Origin of the sequence: Steroidobacter sp. (genome assembly GCF_016790065.1) — a bacterium.
In the GTDB taxonomy this organism is placed as follows: domain Bacteria; phylum Pseudomonadota; class Gammaproteobacteria; order Steroidobacterales; family Steroidobacteraceae; genus Steroidobacter.
On the sequence record NZ_JAEUPY010000067.1, the window covers coordinates 1 to 16,631 of the forward strand.

Sequence of the window (16,631 nt, forward strand, 5' to 3'; positions counted from 1 at the left end):
ATCGCAGCCATGCGCTGCAAGGTCTCTTTGACCTGAGCCTCGGTACAAACACCGTGCAGCAGCCAATTGGCCACGTGCTGACTGGAAATGCGTAACGTGGCGCGATCTTCCATCAAGCCCACATCATGAATGTCCGGCACCTTGGAGCAACCGACGCCCGAGTCGATCCAACGCACCACGTAACCCAGAATGCCTTGGATATTGTTGTCGAGCTCGCTCTGAATCTCTTCAGCGCTGAAACTCGACGTCGCGAGCGGCGAACGCAACAGATCATCGATGCCGGTCGCCGCATCCGTCTGCAGATGCCGCTGCAGATCGTTCTGAACGGTGCGCACGTCGACCTGATGATAATGAAGCGCATGCAGCGTCGCTGCCGTCGGCGAAGGCACCCACGCCGTGTTAGCTCCGGCTCGCGGATGACCCGCTTTCGCAGCCAGCATGCCCGCCATCTTGTCCGGCATGGCCCACATGCCTTTACCGATCTGAGCGCGGCCGCGAAGGCCAGCCAGCAAGCCGATCTCGACATTGCGCTTCTCGTACGACACCAACCAAGGCTGAGTCTTGATGGCGTCCTTACGCAGCACCGCCCCACCTTGCATGGCCGTGTGAATCTCATCGCCAGTGCGATCCAAGAAGCCGGTGTTGATGAATACGATGCGATGCTTTACCTGCTCGATGCAGGCGCGCAGATTCAAGCTGGTGCGACGTTCTTCGTCCATCACACCGATCTTCACCGTATGCTTGGCCAGGCCCAGCACCTCTTCCACCCAACCGAACAAATCGTTGGCGAGGGCCGCTTCCTCAGGACCGTGCATCTTCGGCTTCACCACATACACCGAGCCGGTGCGGCTATTTTTGCCGCCGCCGCGAATGTCATGCAGAGCAACCGCGACCGTGACCAGCGCGTCCAACACGGTCTCGAAAATTTCTTTGCCTTCGTGAAGCACGGCATCGGTGCGCATGTGATGACCGACATTGCGCACGAGCATCAGGCTGCGACCGGGCAACGTCAGCTGCTTGTTGCCAGGCACGGAGTAAGTGCGGTCGCCATTGAGCGTACGACTGACCGTGCCTTTGCCCTTGGCAAAGCTGGCCTGCAGATCGCCTTTCATCAAACCGAACCAATTGGTGTAGACGGCGACTTTCTCTTCCGCGTCCACAGCGGCGACCGAGTCCTCGCAGTCTTGAATAGTGGTCACCGCGGACTCGAGCACCACATCGGCAACGCCAGCCGGATCGGTGGCGCCGATGGGATGGTTGCGATCGATGACGATGTCGAGATGCAGGCCGTGATGACGCAGCAGAATACCGTCGGGCTGCTCGGCTGGTCCGCGCCAACCTTCGAATTCCGCGACCAGAGCCAGCGTCGTCTGCGAACCGTCTTTCAACGTGACACGCAGCTTGTCGCCATCGACGGAATATTTGGTTGCATCTGCGTGCTTGCCGGAGGCGAGCGGCGCGACTTGATCTAACAGTGCGCGTGCATAGGCGATGACTTTCGCGCCTCGTTCGGCGTTGTATGGCGAGCCTGCCGGCAACGGCGGCGCCAACGCATCGGTGCCGTAGAGCGCGTCATAGAGACTGCCCCACCGCGCATTCGCTGCATTCAACGCATAACGTGCATTGCTGAGTGGCACCACCAGCTGCGGACCGGCGATGTGCGCAATCTCGCGATCCACATGATCGGTATCGACTTGGAATGCCGCGGGCTCTGGCACCAGATAACCGATGGACTCCAGGAACTGGCGCTGTTTCGCCACGTCCAGCGGCTTGCCCTTGTGCTCCTGCCACCAGCCGTCGATCTGACTCTGCAGCCGATCGCGCTTGGCCAGTAGCTGCTCATTACGAGGTGAGAATTCGCCGACGATGCGCTGCAGCCCGGCCCAGAACGCCGGTTCCTGCACGCCGGTCCCCGCCAAGGCCCGCCGTACGAAATCGTGCAGCACCGCGGCGACTTCCAGGCTCCCCACCTTCACTCTTGCGCTCATCGTCGTGTCACTCGCAGCTCGAACTGCGTAGGACTATAGAGTTCCGCTGTAGCGCTTACTAGTCCGGAGCAATCAGTCGGCGTTTACCGTCAGCCGAGCGCGCCACGCCGGGTTGGTCCAAGTCTTGGCGATCCCACAACTCGCATGTGACTTCGCGATGCCGCTGATCCAGCGCCTCGCAGTAGTTGGTGTACATACATAGGCGCACGTCGGCACCCTGGCCGCGCAACACTTTGCTGAACCAATCCGGGTCGGCCAAGGCCTGCCGGGCGAAACCGACCACGTCGGCCTGCTCCGAGACCAACACTTCTTCGGCTTGTTGGAAGTTATGGATGCCGCCAGCGGTGACCAGTGGTGTCACCTGACCGGCCGCGCGAATCGATTCGCGAATGCGTTTCGAGGGCACCAGATTGCGACCGAACGGCCCGGTGGCGTCCGAGTAATAGGACGGCATGCACTCGTAGCCGCTGGGTCCCGTGTATGGATACGCCGCCTCGCCCACCTTCGGCTGTTTCGCATCGTCGAACTTGCCGCCGCGAGACACCGAAATGAAATCCATACCGGCGCTGGCGAACTCAGTCGCATACCAAACAGCATCGTCGATGCTGCTGCCACCGTCGATGCATTCCTGCGCCAGGAAACGACAACCGACGGCGAAGTTCTTACTCACTGCTGCACGCACCGAGGAATAGACCTCCAGCGGCAATCTCACTCGCGCCTCGCGCGAACCGCCGTAACCGTCTTGACGATCATTGGTCGCCGAGAGAAACGACGCCATCGTATACGCGTGCGCGTAGTGCAGCTCGACGCCATCGAGCCCGGCCTTCTCCGCACGCGTCGCCGCCTCAGCAAACAGGGTCGGCAAGGTCTCGGGCAACTTTGCGATGTGATCGAGCTCCACGTCGGTCACGCGCTCGCGATAGCCTCGTTCCAGCGATTCCAGCTCACGAGCCGACAGCACCGAACGCAATGTTTCATCATCGAGGGCAGCCAACCTGGCTCGCACCTCTGACTCGGACTCGCTGCTCATTTGCAATGCTTCGCGATGAGCCGGCGTGATACGCAGCAGGCGCTCGAAATACTTCGCTCGCTCCGGACGGCGCCTCATGGCGAGGAAGTCGATCAATTGGATCAGCAGTTTGGTGTGACCGTCGCTGGCCTTTCGCACCACTTCCACCAACTCGCGAATGCCCGCCAAGAAACGATCGTCGCCGAGACGCAGCAAAGGGCCGCTGGGAACATCTCTGATGCCGGTGGCTTCGATGACAATGGCACCCGGCCGACCGCGAGCGAAACGCTCGTACCACGCGAGCACGTTCGGCGAGACGAAACCATCGTCAGTGGCACGCCAAGGCACCATCGCCGGCACCCAGGTGCGTTGTTCCAGCGCCAGCGGCCCGAGTTGGATGGGACTGAACAAACGAGAGCGTGCGGCGCGTTCAGCACTGGGCCAGGGACCGGCAACCGGCTGATGACGAATCCTCTCCGGTGGGCGCCACATCGACATGGTGATCAGCGCGCGCTGGGCACGACTGCGGTGGCTTCGATTTCCACCTTGGCCTTCGCCTCCATCAGCGCCACCACTTGCACCACGGCCATCGCCGGAAAGTTACGACCGATGATGTCGCGATACGCCTGCCCGATCTGCGGCAACTCGGCGTAGTACTCGTCACGGCTGGTCACATACCAAGTCAAGCGCACAAGATGCTCTGGAGTCGCGCCGGCTTCCTTCAATACCGCGACGATGTTCTTGAACGTCTGGCGCACCTGCTCGCCCAGCGTCTCCGGAAACTGCTGCCGCTCATCCCAACCCACTTGCCCGGCGACGAACACCTGCAGGCCCTCGGCCGCCATGCCGTTCGAATAGCCTTTCGGACGCGGCCAGCCAGCGGGTTGCAACACTTGAGCGGTCATTTCAAAACCTCGCGGGCAATGATCAGCTTCTGCACCTCGGTCGCACCCTCATAGATGCGCAAGGCGCGAATATCTCGATACAGACGTTCGACGACTTCGCCGTGCACGACGCCACGACCACCGAACATTTGCACGGCGCGATCGATGACGCTCTGTGCACTTTCGGTCGCGGTCATCTTGGCCATGGCGGCACTCTTGGTCACAGGTTGACCGGTGTCACGCTGCCAGGCAGCGCGATACGTCAGCAGTGCAGCGGCATCGACGGCCGTAGCCATTTCAGCGATTGCAGCCTGAGTGAGTTGAAAGTCCGCGAGTGTCTTGCCGAACATCGCGCGTTGGCGTGAATACGCGACCGCTTCGTCCAAAGCTCGTCGCGCGAATCCCAACGCCGCGGACGCGACGGAGGATCGGAAGATATCCAACGTGCGCATGGCGATCTTGAAGCCATCGCCTTCAGCACCGATGCGACGACTGACTGGAACGCGGCAGTTCGCGAATCGCAGCGTGCCGAGCGGATGGGGCGCAATTACATCGATACGCTTCTCGATACTGAAGCCCGGATCGTTCGGCTCGACTAGGAATGCGGAGATACCTTGCGCGCCCACCGTTCCATCGGCTCGCTTCTGGCCCGGCGTGGTGCGAGCGAACACGCAGTACATGTCTGCGATGCCGCCGTTGGAAATCCAGGTCTTGCTGCCGTTCAAAACATAGTGATCGCCATCGCGACGGGCGGATGTCTGCATGGCCGCAACGTCTGAGCCGGCTTCCGGCTCAGACAACGCAAAAGCGGAGATCGCCGAACCGTTGGCAACCCGAGGCAAATACTGCTGCTGAAGCGCCGACTCGCCAGCCAGCGACAACGAACCGCTACCGAGCCCTTGCATGGCGAACGAGAAATCGGCCAAGCCGTCGTGATAGGCCAAGGTCTCTCGGATCAAACAAATCGCACGCGAGTCGAAATCTTTCAGCGCGCCGCCATGTTCGGCTCGCACGCAGTAACGAGTGATGCCGGCTTTGCCGAGCGCCGCGACTAACTTGCGAGCTTGTGCGTCGACAGCATCGCGCGACTCGTCATGCTCTGAGTCAGACAGATGCTCGGCACTCCATGACGTCACCAGGTCAGCGAGCGTGCGATGCTCCGGGCCGAAGAACGGCCAGCTGAGCCGTTCGCTCAGATCGAACTGTACGTTCATTGGCCGACGAACTCCGGTTTACGCTTGGCCGCGAACGCTTCGAACGCGCGGCGAAAATCGTCGGTCTGCATACAGATGGCCTGCGCCTGCGCCTCGGCTTCCAGCGCCTGTTCGATGCTCATGTTCCATTCCTGGTTGAGCATGTTCTTGGTCATGCTGTGCGCGAACATCGGACCAGTCGCCAGGCTGCGCGCCAGCTTAGTTGCTTCGGGCAACAGCTGATCGGCGGCAACGACTTGATTGAAGAAGCCCCAGCGCTCGCCTTCCTCCGCCGTCATCGCGCGGCCTGTAAACATCAGCTCCGCTGCACGCCCCTGACCGATGATTCTGGGCAGGATGGCGCACGCGCCCATGTCACATCCGGCCAATCCCACACGAGTAAACAGGAAGGCGGTTTTCACAGCAGGTGTGCCGATACGCATATCCGAGACCATCGCAATGATCGCACCCGCGCCGGCGCAAATTCCGTCCACCGCCGAGATCACTACTTGCGGACAACTGCGAATGGCTTTGACCAGATCGCCAGTCATGCGCGTGAACGTCAGCAACTCCGGCATGCTCATGCGCGTCAGCGGGCCGATGATGTCGTGCACGTCGCCGCCGGAAGAGAAATTGGCGCCGGCACCGTCGATCACGATGGCACGGACGTCCTTGTCATAGACCAAGTCGCGAAACAGATCGCGCAGCTCGGCATACGAATCGAACGTCAGCGGATTCTTGCGTTCGGGAATATTGAGCGTGACATAGCCCACGCCCTGCTCCACCCGCCACAGGAAATGCTTGGCCTGGTAGTCCGACAGTTTCAGTTGGGTGAATGACATGCGTCCTCGGCGAATTTGCTTACATGACCTCGCCACCGGCGACCGCGATGCTCTGGCCGGTGACGCTCTCGCTGCCCGGCACACACAACCAGGCCACGGCGTTGGCGACTTCTTCACAGCGAATCAAACGACGCTGTGGATTGCTGGCCACCAGCGCTGCCAAGGCCTCGCTTTCCGAACGCGAAGTCTTCGCCTGAATGTTACTGATGGTCTCGCGAATCAGATCGGTGTCCGTGTAGCCCGGACACACCGCGTTGACGGTGATGTTCCGTCCCGCCACCTCCAACGCCAGCGAGCGGGTCAAACCGATGACGCCATGCTTGGCCGCGCTGTACGCCGCCACATACGGATAACCCTTCAATCCCGCGGTGCTGGCGACATTGACGATGCGACCGAAGTTTCTTTGCAACATCGACGGCAGTACGTGCCGAATCCCATTGAACGTGCCGGTGAGATTGACGGCCAGCATGGCTTGCCACAGCGCTTCATCGGTCTTGTGCAGCGGGGCGCTGGAAGCCTGGCCAGCGTTATTGATCAAGATGTCGATGGGGCCGAAGCGATTGCTCGCGTCCTGAACGGCCGCATACAACTGATCGCTGTTGCTGACATCCGCCGCTACGGCATAGGCATTGGATTCGCTGAGCTTGGTCGCCACTTCCAACACCTTGGGAAGATGACGACCGAGCAGCGTTACGCGCGCACCCTCGTCGAGCAAGCGTTGAGCGATGGCCACGCCGATGCCGCGACTCGCTCCGGTGACCAAGGCATGCTTGCCCGCCAGCGCTGCTGAATTCGTGCTCAAGCTGCACCCATCGATTGTGACCCACCGCACCGAGGGCCATACTACGGTCGATATATTTTAAGTGTCAAGCATCTGCGCCGCAGCCTGATTTTTCCAGGTCATTGCTGCTGTTCTGCAAGTCTTTTAGGATTCGAGCCTGCCGGTCCGGAACCCCACGTACGATGAGCCAACCTCCCCCTCCCCGCGCCTTCGCCGAAAAGCTCGGCGGCGCGCCGCACAGCAAGGCCTCGCTGCGGTTGTGGCTGCGGCTGCTGAGCTGCTCCATGATCATCGAACGGCGCATCCGAGGGCGGTTCGAAGCGGAGTTCGCCACCACGCTGCCTCGCTTCGACGTGATGGCAGCGCTGGAGCGGGAGCCGGATGGCTTGACCATGAGTCAGCTGTCGGCGGCGCTGCTGGTCTCGAACGGCAATGTCACCGGCATCGTGAATCGGCTGATCGAGGAGTTGCTGGTGGTGCGCACCTTGGAATCGGACGATCGTCGCGTCGCCACCGTGCGCTTGACCCGCAAGGGCCGCGATGTGTTTCAGCGCATGGCGCGCGGCCATGAGAAATGGATCGACAAGATGTTCGCTGGCCTGACTGAGCAGCAGATGGAGCAGTTGATGAAGCTGCTGGCGTCGGTGCGGCACTCCATCGACGAGCACGAGGACGAGCAACCCGCATGAAGTTCTGCTCCAACTGCGCCCAGCCGGTGAGCCTGAGCGTGCCGGCGGGCGACCACTTGCCCCGCTTCGTGTGCGCGGCTTGCGGCACCATCCACTATGAGACCCCGCGGATCATCGCCGGCTGCGTCATCGAGCACGAAGGCAAGCTGCTGTTGTGTAAACGGGCCATCGAGCCGCGCCACGGCTTCTGGACCACCCCGGCCGGCTTCATGGAGAACGGTGAATCGGTCCAGCACGCAGCGGCACGCGAGGCCATGGAAGAGGCGCTGGCGCACGTGCGCATCGGCTCGTTGCTGGCCATCGTCAACGTGATCCGAGCCCATCAAGTACACATCATGTTCCGGGCCACGCTGATCGAGCCCTCGTTCGGGATCGGGCCGGAAAGCCTGGAGTCGCGGCTGTATGCCGAAGAGGAGATTCCCTGGCCGGAAATCGCCTTTTTGAGCGTCGAGTTCGGCCTGCGGCGCTATCTGGAGGATCGGCGGCTAGGCCGGGAGCAGCTGCACTTCCGCGATATCGACTGGCGGGACGGCAAAGCCATCCTGACCGATGGCCATTCTCAATAAAACCGGCCCACCTGCTCATCGAACTGACTGGCCAGCCTCGCATCCCCGCGCCCCGTTTGGCACAATGCGCGCCCGCGAGCGGCGCCTTTACCTGTTTGCAACCGCCCGCCGAGCGATTCCCGGAGTTCTAGCCGATGACCTTCGTCGTCACTGAAAACTGCATCAAGTGCAAGTACACCGATTGTGTCGAGGTGTGCCCGGTCGACTGTTTCCACGAAGGCCCGAACTTCCTGGTGATCGATCCGGATGAGTGCATCGACTGCACGCTGTGCGAGCCGGAATGCCCGGCCGAGGCCATTTTCTCCGAAGAGGAGCTGCCGGACGGCCAACAGCATTTCAAGCAGCTCAATGCCGAGCTGACCAAGGCCTGGCCGGTGATCACCGAGAAAAAGCCGCAGCCGGCCGACGCCAAGGACTGGGACGGCAAGCCGGACAAGCTCAAGCTGCTGGAAAAGTAAGCTGCGCTAGGCGCGCAGCGCTACGGCCGCTCTAGTTCTTGGCAGCGGCCGCCAGGCGATCCAGTTCCTTCACCATCGCATCGGGCGCCAGATAGCCGCCGATGTAGTCGCCCGTGTTGGTGAAAATGGCCGGTGTGCCGCGCACGCCCAGCTTCTCGCCCAACTCGAACTGCTTCGCGATCGGCGTGGCGCACTGCTGCGACTTCACGTCGCGGCCCGCCTTGGCTTCGGTGATGGCGTTCTTGCGGTCCTTGGAGCACCACACGGCTTCCATCTTGCGCCAGTCATCGGTGCCCGGCCCGGCGCGCGGATAGGCCAGGTAGCGCACCTGCACGCCCAGCTCGTTCAATTGACTGATTTCGCTGTGGAGCTTGCGGCAGTAACCGCATTCCACGTCAGTGAACACGGTGATGGTGTGTTTCACCTTGGTGGGCTTGAACACGATCATTTCGCGCTCATCCAGCTTGGCCAGCGCCGCCACCCGATTCTTTTGCCGGCCGGATTCGGTCAGGTTGGTACGGGTGTCGATCTCGTACAGGTCGCCGGCGATCAGGTAACGGCCGTCGGCGCTGACGTACGCCAGGTCCGACCCCATGGTGACTTCATAGATGCCGGTCATCGGCGTGGCGCGCACGTCGTCGACCTTCATGTCCGGGAATTTCTTGGCGATGGCGGCGCGAATGGCCGTGGAGGCTTTCTGGTCCACGGGCTTGGCGGCAGTGCCGGCAGCGGGCGCAGGCGCAGGTGTCTCGGCCGCGAAGGACGAGGCCGCCACGCAGGCGAGCAGACACAACAACAGCTTTTTCATGGGGACTCTCGTGACCGTCTTCGGCCCAGCGTTGGACGCCGTGGCGCCCCCGCAAGTTCAACGGTATTCGGCTGTGGGAGGCCGGCGGAGTCTAATACGAAACCGAAGATCGGGCATTAAGCCGCGACGTTGGTCTCAAGCAGCCATCCCTGGAGCGGCGACCAGCCGTTACGTCCGCGTACCGGCGTTCGCACGGTTCGAAGCGACGTTAAGTCGCTTCGAAAAGGCATCCGTGCTCACCCTCGGGGGTGATGAGTCGCGTGCAGCTCTTTCATGCGCTCGCGAGCTACGTGCGTATAGATCTGCGTGGTCGACAAGTCGCTATGACCCAACAGCATCTGCACGACGCGCAGGTCGGCGCCATGGTTTAGCAAGTGCGTGGCGAATGCATGACGCAGCGTATGCGGCGACAACGCCTTCTGCACGCCGGCCTTGGCCGCGTAGCGCTTGATGATGTGCCAGAACGCCTGGCGCGTCATCCGGTCGCCACGACGCGTGGGGAACAGATAGTCGGTCTGACGTTCCAGCAGGATCTCGAGCCGCGGACCGTTCATGAATTTCTGCAGCCAGGACACCGCCTCGTCGCCGAGCGGAATCAAGCGTTCGCGATCGCCTTTGCCGACGATGCGCAACACGCCCTGATTCATGTTCACCTGACTGGACTTCAGGTTGACCAATTCGGAGACGCGCAAGCCAGTGGCGTACAACACCTCGAGCATGCAGCGGTCGCGATGACCCAGCGGATCTTCGACGGCCGGCGCCTTCAACAACGCCTCGACCTCTTCCTCGGTCAACGACTTCGGCAGCGAGCGGCCGATCTTGGGCATGGCGATCTGCGCGGTCGGGTCTTCCTTGATGGCGCCGTCGCGGATCAGATAACGATAGAATCGACGGAAGCTGGACAGCTGTCGGGCGGTGGACCGCGGCCGAGCACCTGCTTCGACTCGATGTGCGATGAACGCGAGTAGGTCGGCCCGCTTGGCGACGACACTCGCCGTGCCTCGTGATTGCAGCCACCGATCGAGGGCAGTCAAATCGGCGCGGTACGCCGATAGGGTGTTGGGCGACAATCCGCGCTCCATCCACACTGCGTCGAGAAAGCGGTCGATGGCCGCCAATGACGGCGTCTCGGGCATATCCTCGCCTGACCTCGAGTAGACTGATGCTTTAGTTACGCTGCTCATCGCCTTTAGGTTTAACGCCGCTTCGGAAATCGCGGCACCGTTAAATCGATGGCGGGCAGTATGGAGACGGGGTCCGGCGCGGGGCGTGATTACAATCACAGAACCCCGGCAGGGTTTACATAAAGAGACTCAGTTCACAGAAATCGACCGCATCACGCATTCCATGCCGGCTCAACATAAAATCTCTGGTGACTTCCCTGTCGAGTTATGACTGACGCCTTGAAGCGCGTGCCGCTCACCTTGTTGGAAATCGTTTACGGCGTGTATGTCCTGGTGGTGTTCCTGACCTTCGGGCTGAGCGCCTTCGTGGCCGTATTGTTGCCATTGGGCATCAAGGCTCGTCGGCATATCGCCCACTTCGCCGGTCGGGCGTTTTTCGCGGTCGCCGGCTTGCGGCTACGCGTGATCGACGAGCAATTGCTGCCCACCGGGCCCTGCGTGGTGGTGGCCAATCACGCCAGCTACCTCGACGGCATCGTGCTCAAGGCGGCCCTGCCGGCACGCTTCTCGTTCGTCATCAAGAAAGAGTTCAGCCGGGTACCGCTGGCGGGCTTGCTATTGCGACGGATCGGTTCGGAGTTCGTCGATCGCTTCAATCGCCACGCCGGCGGCATGGACGCACGGCGACTGCTCAAAGCCGCGGATGCCGGCCAGGCACTCGCGTTCTTCCCGGAAGGCACCTTCCTTGCTGAGCCGGGGCTCGGCAAATTTCATAGCGGTGCTTTCACCATCGCCGCGCGAGTGGACTTGCCGGTGGTGCCACTGGTGATCAAGGGCACGCGCTCCATCCTGCCGTCTGGACGGTTTCTGCCACGCCCGGGACGTATCGACATTCAAGTGTTGCCGTCGATCGGCCCGATGCGAGACATGAAGTCATCCGAGGCCGTCGCCCATACGCGCGATCTGGCGCACGCCCGCATTCTTGCCGAGTTGGGTGAGCCGGATCTGTCTTCAACGGACGGCATTGCGGCTCTTCAATCGCGTCGCTCGTAATCACCACTCGCCGATTCGTCACGGACGACGCCTATAATCCAATCCTCAAGCTTTCGAGGAACGGCGATGAATCTGTTCGAAGCAGTGGGCCGGCTCGGTCACGAGCAAGTGGTGTTCTTCCAGCATCGCGACAGCGGCTTGCGCTGTGTGATCGCGATTCACAACACCTCGCTGGGCCCGGCGCTCGGCGGGTTGCGCATGTGGCCGTACGCGAACGAAGCGGATGCGGTGCGCGATGTGCTCAAACACTCCGCCGACATGACCCACAAAGCCGCGCTCGCCGGCCTGAATCTGGGCGGCGCCAAAGGCGTGCTGATCGGTAACCCCGAAACGGATAAAAGCGAAGCGCTGTTTCGCGCGCTGGGTCGCTACATTCAATCGCTCGGCGGCCGCTACATCGTCACCGAAGACGTCGGCACCAACAGCGACGACATGGAATCGATTCGCCAGGAGACGCGCCACGTGGTCGGCGTGCCGCAACTCATCGGCGGCAGCGGCGATCCTTCTCGCTTCACCGCGCTCGGCACGTTGCATGGCATTCGCGCCTGTCTCGAATTCAAACTCGGCCATGCGGATCTGCGACGAACCAGCTTCGCCGTGCAAGGCGCCGGACAAGTCGGCTATCACCTGGTGAAATCGTTGCGAGCGGCCGGCGCCAAAGTTTTCGTCACCGATCTCAACGAAGATCGTATCGAGCACGCCGTTGCCGAGTTCGGCGCCGAAGCGGTGCCGATGTCACAAATCTACGATGTCGACGCCGATGTATTTTCGCCCTGCGCGCTGAGCGCGGTCATCAACGAAGACACGCTGCCTCGTTTGCGTTGTCGCATCGTCGCCGGCGGCGCCAACAATCAACTCGAGTCCGAAGAGCTGGGCACCGAGCTGGAACGTCGCGGCATTCTGTACGCACCCGACTACGCCATCAATGCCGGCGGCCTGATGAACAGCGCGATGGAGCTCGAGGGTTACAACGAAGATCGGGCACTGCGCAGCGTCGCCCGCATCCACGGCATCATCGGCCGGATTCTGGCCCTCGCCGCTCGCAGCAACATTCCGACCTGGCAAGCCGCGCGGCGCCTGGCGGAAGAACGGATTGGCGCAATCAGCCGCATCAAACTGCCGTACGCGAGCGGCTGACCCTCGGCGGTTCCTGACTTGCGCCCGAGCCAGCCGCGGGCGGATCATATTGCACTGCATACAAATCAGTCGTAGGCTTAGGGTACTTGCAAGTAAGTTAAGCAGTCGCCATAACGACTGCGGCGCCCTCACTCAAAGTCGAGCACTCCCATGAGCGAACCGGTTTACATCGTTGCCGCCCGTCGTACTCCCATCGGTGCCTTCCAGGGCGCACTCAGCCCGCTGACCGCTCCGCAGCTCGGCGCCGCCGCCGTACAAGCCGCGGTGAAAGATTCAGGCTTGTCGGCCGAACAGATCGACGAAACCATTTTGGGGTGTGTGCTGATGGCCGGTATCGGCCAGGCCCCCGGCCGCCAGGCTGCGTTGGCCGGCGGCGTGCCGCAGAAAGTGCCGGCGACCACCATCAACAAGATGTGCGGCTCGGGCCTCAAGGCCGTGATGATGGCGGCGGATCAGATTCGCGCCGGCTCGGCGAATGTGGTGCTGGCTGGTGGCATCGAGTCCATGACCAACGCGCCTTACTTGATTCCCAAAGCGCGCGGCGGTTTGCGCATGGGTCATTCGGAAATTCTGGATCATATGTTTTTCGACGGCCTGCAAAGCCCGTTCGACGGCAAGATGATGGGCACGTTCGCCGAAGCCACCGCAGCCAAGTACGGCTTCACTCGTCAGCAGCAAGATGAGTTCGCTGCTGAATCGGTGCGTCGCGCGTTGGCTGCTGTCGAAGGCTCGAACTTCAATAACGAAGTGGCGCCCGTCACCGTCAAAGATCGCAAGGGCGAGCGCGTGGTTGCCAAAGACGAAACCCCGTTCACTTGTGACATCAGCAAGATTCCGAGCTTGAAGCCGGCGTTCGCTAAGGACGGCACGGTGACTGCCGCCAGCTCTTCTTCGATTTCCGATGGCGCGTCTGCTTTGCTCATTGCGAGCGCCGCGGCTGTTCGTCAGCACAATTTGCAGCCGCTGGCGAAGATCGTTGGTTACACCAGCTTCGCGCAGGCACCTGAGTGGTTCACCACTGCTCCGGTCGGTGCGATTCAGTCTTTGCTCGCCAAGACGGGCTGGTCGGCTGGCGATGTGGATTTGTATGAAATCAACGAAGCGTTCGCGGTCGTGGCCATGGCTGCCATCAAGGATGTCGGCCTCGATCACGCCAAGGTCAACGTCAACGGCGGCGCCTGCGCCCTCGGCCACCCCATCGGCGCCACCGGCGCTCGCATCCTCACCACGCTGGTCCATGCGCTGCGTAATCGCAATCTGAAGCGCGGTGTTGCTTCGCTGTGCATCGGCGGTGGTGAGGCGACGGCGTTGGCGGTTGAGATCGTCTAAGTCAGTGTTATCGGGTCCCGGCACCGTTCGGGGCCGGGACCCGAACAAATTCCAAACGTCGGATCCAGCCGAACTGCGCGCTGACCTGTAGGCTCTGCACTCGATTGCCGGGGTCGCGAACGAATTGCGCGATCAGCCGGTTTTCCGGCGACCAGAATTCATCTTTCAGCATCGGCTGCAAAACAACCAGCGGCCCTGGCGATCCCTTGCGATCGCTCGCCCCTCGCACGGTGAGGCGGCCTGCTTCCACCGCGACGAGATATTCCGTATTTAGCTCAGGGCTGAAGTAGCGGCCCGCGTAGCCCTGCAGCGCCGCTGCGTTGGGCGTCGCAGGCTCGATGCGTTCGAACACGCTGCTGCCGCTGGAGAGGCTGCTTTCGAGCTGCCGCAAGCGCGCTCCATCGAACGCAAACTCTCCTTTCACGCCACTGGCCCGAAAGCGAGCGGGTGCCACCGGCTCCAACACGCGCTCAATCACATCGCCCTTCATTTGCAGCTGCCCGTCGCGCAGCGTGACAACGCGAGGGAAGAAAACCTTCGGGTCGCGATAGAACCCCACGAAGTCCCTCAACTGCTCAGCCGTTGCTACAAACGACGCAGAAGGTGTGGCTGTCGTAGACGACGCCACGCCGAGCAACGCATCTGCCACCTCCTGCGTCAGCGCATCCGCATACGAACCGTTGTTACACAAACTCACGACCACCAACGACTGCTGCGGAAAAATCATCCCGTAGGTTTTGTAACCGAAGCCCGAGCCGCCATGGCTGATCGCCTCGAACCCTTTATACGGCGCGATCTCCAACCCAAACGCGTAACTGGTCGTCGTACCGTCGAGCAATGTCGCCGGCCGCAATAGTGTCTTCAACAAAGCCGAACCACCGGCCAACGGCGTGGCCGAACTCATCAGCTGCGAGCCCCAGCGCTGATAGTCGTCGACTGTCGTCATCAACCCGCCGGGGCCAGGCGTGATGGCATTCTCCAGCGGCGTGAGCTGCCAGGTATCGCCAACTCGCGAATAAGGCCGCGTGCGAAGCGCTTCTTCGGCCGCCGCCCGAGAGAAGCCGGTGTGAGCCATGCCCAACGGCCCAAACAAATGCTCCTGAGCAAATGTCTGGAGAGAGCGCCCCGTGGCGCGCTGGACAATCTCCGCGAGCAGCAAATAGCCCGAGTTGTTGTAACTGAACTCGGCACGCGGCGAGAAGTTGAGCCCCTTCTGACGCGCGACCAAAGCAACGATGCTGCCCTTGTCCCGATACAACTCGGGCTTGAAGCTCAGCTTGATCAGATGATTGAAGTCACGCAGCCCACTGACATGATGAATCAGATCTCGAACTGAAATCTTCGATCCGTAGTCCGGCAGCTCGGGCAGGAACTTGCGAATGTCGTCGTCGAGGCTGAGATATTTAAGCTCAGCGGCGAGAGCCACCGTGGCCGCGGTGAACTGTTTACTGATCGACGCCGCACCAAGCACGGACTCGGGCGTGAGCTTCCGGCCGCTATCCATATCAGCCAGGCCGAACGCCGTGCGCACCAGCGCTCGCCCTGACTGATACGCACCGACTACACAGCCCGGCTCACCCGGCCGAGCAAATCGCGCAACGACCTGCTCGGCCTGGACGATACGAGCACTCGGCGTGTCGCTGGCCGCTGCCGATCCAACCAAGCTGCCACAAATCAACAACGGCAGCCCCACGAACCGACAGCGACTCAGCATGCTCACGCCCAACCTCGATTAGAACTGGTAACCCAGCTGCAAACCGAAAGTCCGCGGGCGCATGATGTAACCATACCCCGAGAGCGTATTGGTCAACCCTCGCCACGCATACTCATCGACATTGGTGAGGTTGTTGACGAACAACTCCGCATCGACCGACATCACTCGAATGCCGGTGCGCAAGTTGGCGCGCACATAGCCACCCGATTCAGTCAGCGGCGACTGCTGCAAATTGCCGTAGAACGAGCCGGTGTAAGCCGAGTCAGCGCGAACGAATGCATCATGGCCCACGAGCTCGAAGTCATACTGCAGGGCCAGGTTTGCGACCACCTTCGGCGACCCCGGCAAGCGATCGCCATCGAAGGCGTTCGCAGCCGGAGCATCGGCGGCCAGCTCGGCATCCGTATATGAAGCGCCGAAGTCGACTCGCAACCCGCGCGTCACTTGATAGCTACCCTGCAACTCCGCGCCGGTCGAAACAGCCTTGCCTGCATTGGCGACGTAGAAGTAGCTGGTGCCACCGCAAGTCGCACGAGTGTTGGTCGGCAGACCATCCCAATTGATGCGATAGGCGCTGGTGTTCACCACCAGCTTGCCATCCAGCAACGTGAACTTACCGCCGAGTTCGAAGTTCTCCAGCGTGTCCGAATCGATCTTGCGCGTCGACGCCATGGTGACGTTGGCGCCGTCCACGAGTCCGTCGCCGTTGGTATCGCAGATGGCGTCGATCAAACCCGCTGACGGTCGACCGAGCCGAAAGCCTTCCGACCAACCGGCGTACAGCATGGCGCGATCGGTGGGCTGATAGCTGAGCGTGGCTTTGAAGTTCTGGCCGTCCTTGTCGATGGCCACATCCGAAACACTGATGTTGCCGAGCGGCCGACCGACGAACCAGCCCTGGGTCTCCAGACGATTCTGCCTTTCATACTGGTAGTGCCGGCCGCCGACGGTGAGCTTGAACTGATCGGTGAGATCGTAAGTCACCTCGGCAAAGATGGCGTCCTGTTTCAGATCGCGATCGTTGTCGTAGATGCCGAGGATGTCATCGACGCCGTT

At 61.6% G+C, this 16,631-nt stretch carries 16 protein-coding genes; 6 read left to right on the top strand and 10 right to left on the bottom strand.

Annotation, left to right across the window (positions count from 1 at the left end; genetic code table 11):
• The 6 genes from JNL55_RS02475 to JNL55_RS02500 form a co-directional block, all read right to left on the bottom strand.
• A partial coding sequence (locus tag JNL55_RS02475) for a malate synthase G (RefSeq protein ID WP_293848820.1) occupies positions 1–1,988 on the bottom strand: 1,988 nt, incomplete at its 3' end.
• Between the two features lie 58 nt (positions 1,989–2,046).
• Positions 2,047–3,495, bottom strand: coding sequence for an NADH:flavin oxidoreductase (locus JNL55_RS02480; protein ID WP_293848823.1), 1,449 nt, complete (start codon positions 3,493–3,495; stop codon positions 2,047–2,049).
• Positions 3,496–3,500: 5 nt separating this feature from the next.
• Complete coding sequence (locus JNL55_RS02485) at positions 3,501–3,902, bottom strand: RidA family protein (protein WP_293848825.1); 402 nt, start codon at positions 3,900–3,902, stop codon at positions 3,501–3,503.
• The gene (locus JNL55_RS02490; protein WP_293848828.1) at positions 3,899–5,095 is read right to left on the bottom strand and encodes an acyl-CoA dehydrogenase family protein; all 1,197 of its coding nucleotides are present in this window, start codon (positions 5,093–5,095) and stop codon (positions 3,899–3,901) included. Before JNL55_RS02490 ends, JNL55_RS02485 begins: the two co-directional genes overlap by 4 nt.
• Entirely contained in the window at positions 5,092–5,916 is an 825-nt protein-coding gene (locus JNL55_RS02495) for an enoyl-CoA hydratase family protein (RefSeq protein WP_293848830.1), read from the bottom strand. Before JNL55_RS02495 ends, JNL55_RS02490 begins: the two co-directional genes overlap by 4 nt.
• A gap of 19 nt (positions 5,917–5,935) precedes the next feature.
• Positions 5,936–6,718, bottom strand: coding sequence for an SDR family NAD(P)-dependent oxidoreductase (locus JNL55_RS02500; RefSeq protein WP_293848832.1), 783 nt, complete (start codon positions 6,716–6,718; stop codon positions 5,936–5,938).
• Between the two features lie 161 nt (positions 6,719–6,879).
• Between JNL55_RS02500 and JNL55_RS02505 the strand changes: the two genes are divergently transcribed.
• The 3 genes from JNL55_RS02505 (at position 6,880) to fdxA (ending at position 8,410) form a co-directional block, all read left to right on the top strand.
• Positions 6,880–7,386, top strand: a complete 507-nt coding sequence (locus JNL55_RS02505; protein WP_293848834.1) for a MarR family winged helix-turn-helix transcriptional regulator — start codon at positions 6,880–6,882, stop codon at positions 7,384–7,386.
• Complete coding sequence (locus JNL55_RS02510; RefSeq protein WP_293848837.1) at positions 7,383–7,952, top strand: NUDIX hydrolase; 570 nt, start codon at positions 7,383–7,385, stop codon at positions 7,950–7,952. The genes JNL55_RS02505 and JNL55_RS02510 overlap by 4 nt, the downstream gene beginning before the upstream one ends.
• Before the next feature lie 134 nt (positions 7,953–8,086).
• A complete protein-coding gene (gene fdxA / locus JNL55_RS02515; protein ID WP_293848839.1) occupies positions 8,087–8,410 on the top strand; it encodes a ferredoxin FdxA in 324 nt (107 codons plus the stop codon).
• A gap of 31 nt (positions 8,411–8,441) precedes the next feature.
• On the opposite strand, the gene JNL55_RS02520 is transcribed toward fdxA, so the two are convergent.
• Both JNL55_RS02520 and xerD read right to left on the bottom strand, forming a co-directional pair.
• Positions 8,442–9,218, bottom strand: a complete 777-nt coding sequence (locus JNL55_RS02520) for a DsbC family protein (protein WP_293848841.1) — start codon at positions 9,216–9,218, stop codon at positions 8,442–8,444.
• A gap of 236 nt (positions 9,219–9,454) precedes the next feature.
• Positions 9,455–10,354, bottom strand: a complete 900-nt coding sequence (gene xerD / locus JNL55_RS02525) for a site-specific tyrosine recombinase XerD (protein WP_293848843.1) — start codon at positions 10,352–10,354, stop codon at positions 9,455–9,457.
• 255 nt (positions 10,355–10,609) lie between these two features.
• Between xerD and JNL55_RS02530 the strand changes: the two genes are divergently transcribed.
• The 3 genes from JNL55_RS02530 to JNL55_RS02540 all read left to right on the top strand — a co-directional run bounded on the left by JNL55_RS02530 (position 10,610) and on the right by JNL55_RS02540 (position 13,861).
• Positions 10,610–11,395, top strand: coding sequence for a lysophospholipid acyltransferase family protein (locus tag JNL55_RS02530; protein ID WP_293848845.1), 786 nt, complete (start codon positions 10,610–10,612; stop codon positions 11,393–11,395).
• 66 nt (positions 11,396–11,461) lie between these two features.
• Positions 11,462–12,532 (top strand): Glu/Leu/Phe/Val dehydrogenase dimerization domain-containing protein, encoded by a 1,071-nt coding sequence (locus tag JNL55_RS02535; RefSeq protein WP_293848847.1) that lies wholly within the window; start codon positions 11,462–11,464, stop codon positions 12,530–12,532.
• Positions 12,533–12,682: 150 nt separating this feature from the next.
• Entirely contained in the window at positions 12,683–13,861 is a 1,179-nt protein-coding gene (locus JNL55_RS02540; protein WP_293848850.1) for an acetyl-CoA C-acyltransferase, read from the top strand.
• A gap of 7 nt (positions 13,862–13,868) precedes the next feature.
• On the opposite strand, the gene JNL55_RS02545 is transcribed toward JNL55_RS02540, so the two are convergent.
• On the bottom strand, positions 13,869–15,575 hold the full coding sequence (locus JNL55_RS02545) for a serine hydrolase domain-containing protein (RefSeq protein ID WP_293848854.1): 1,707 nt from the start codon (positions 15,573–15,575) through the stop codon (positions 13,869–13,871).
• A gap of 18 nt (positions 15,576–15,593) precedes the next feature.
• Positions 15,594–16,631, bottom strand: a 1,038-nt coding sequence (locus tag JNL55_RS02550) for a TonB-dependent receptor (RefSeq protein ID WP_293848852.1), incomplete at its 5' end; no start/stop codon positions are given.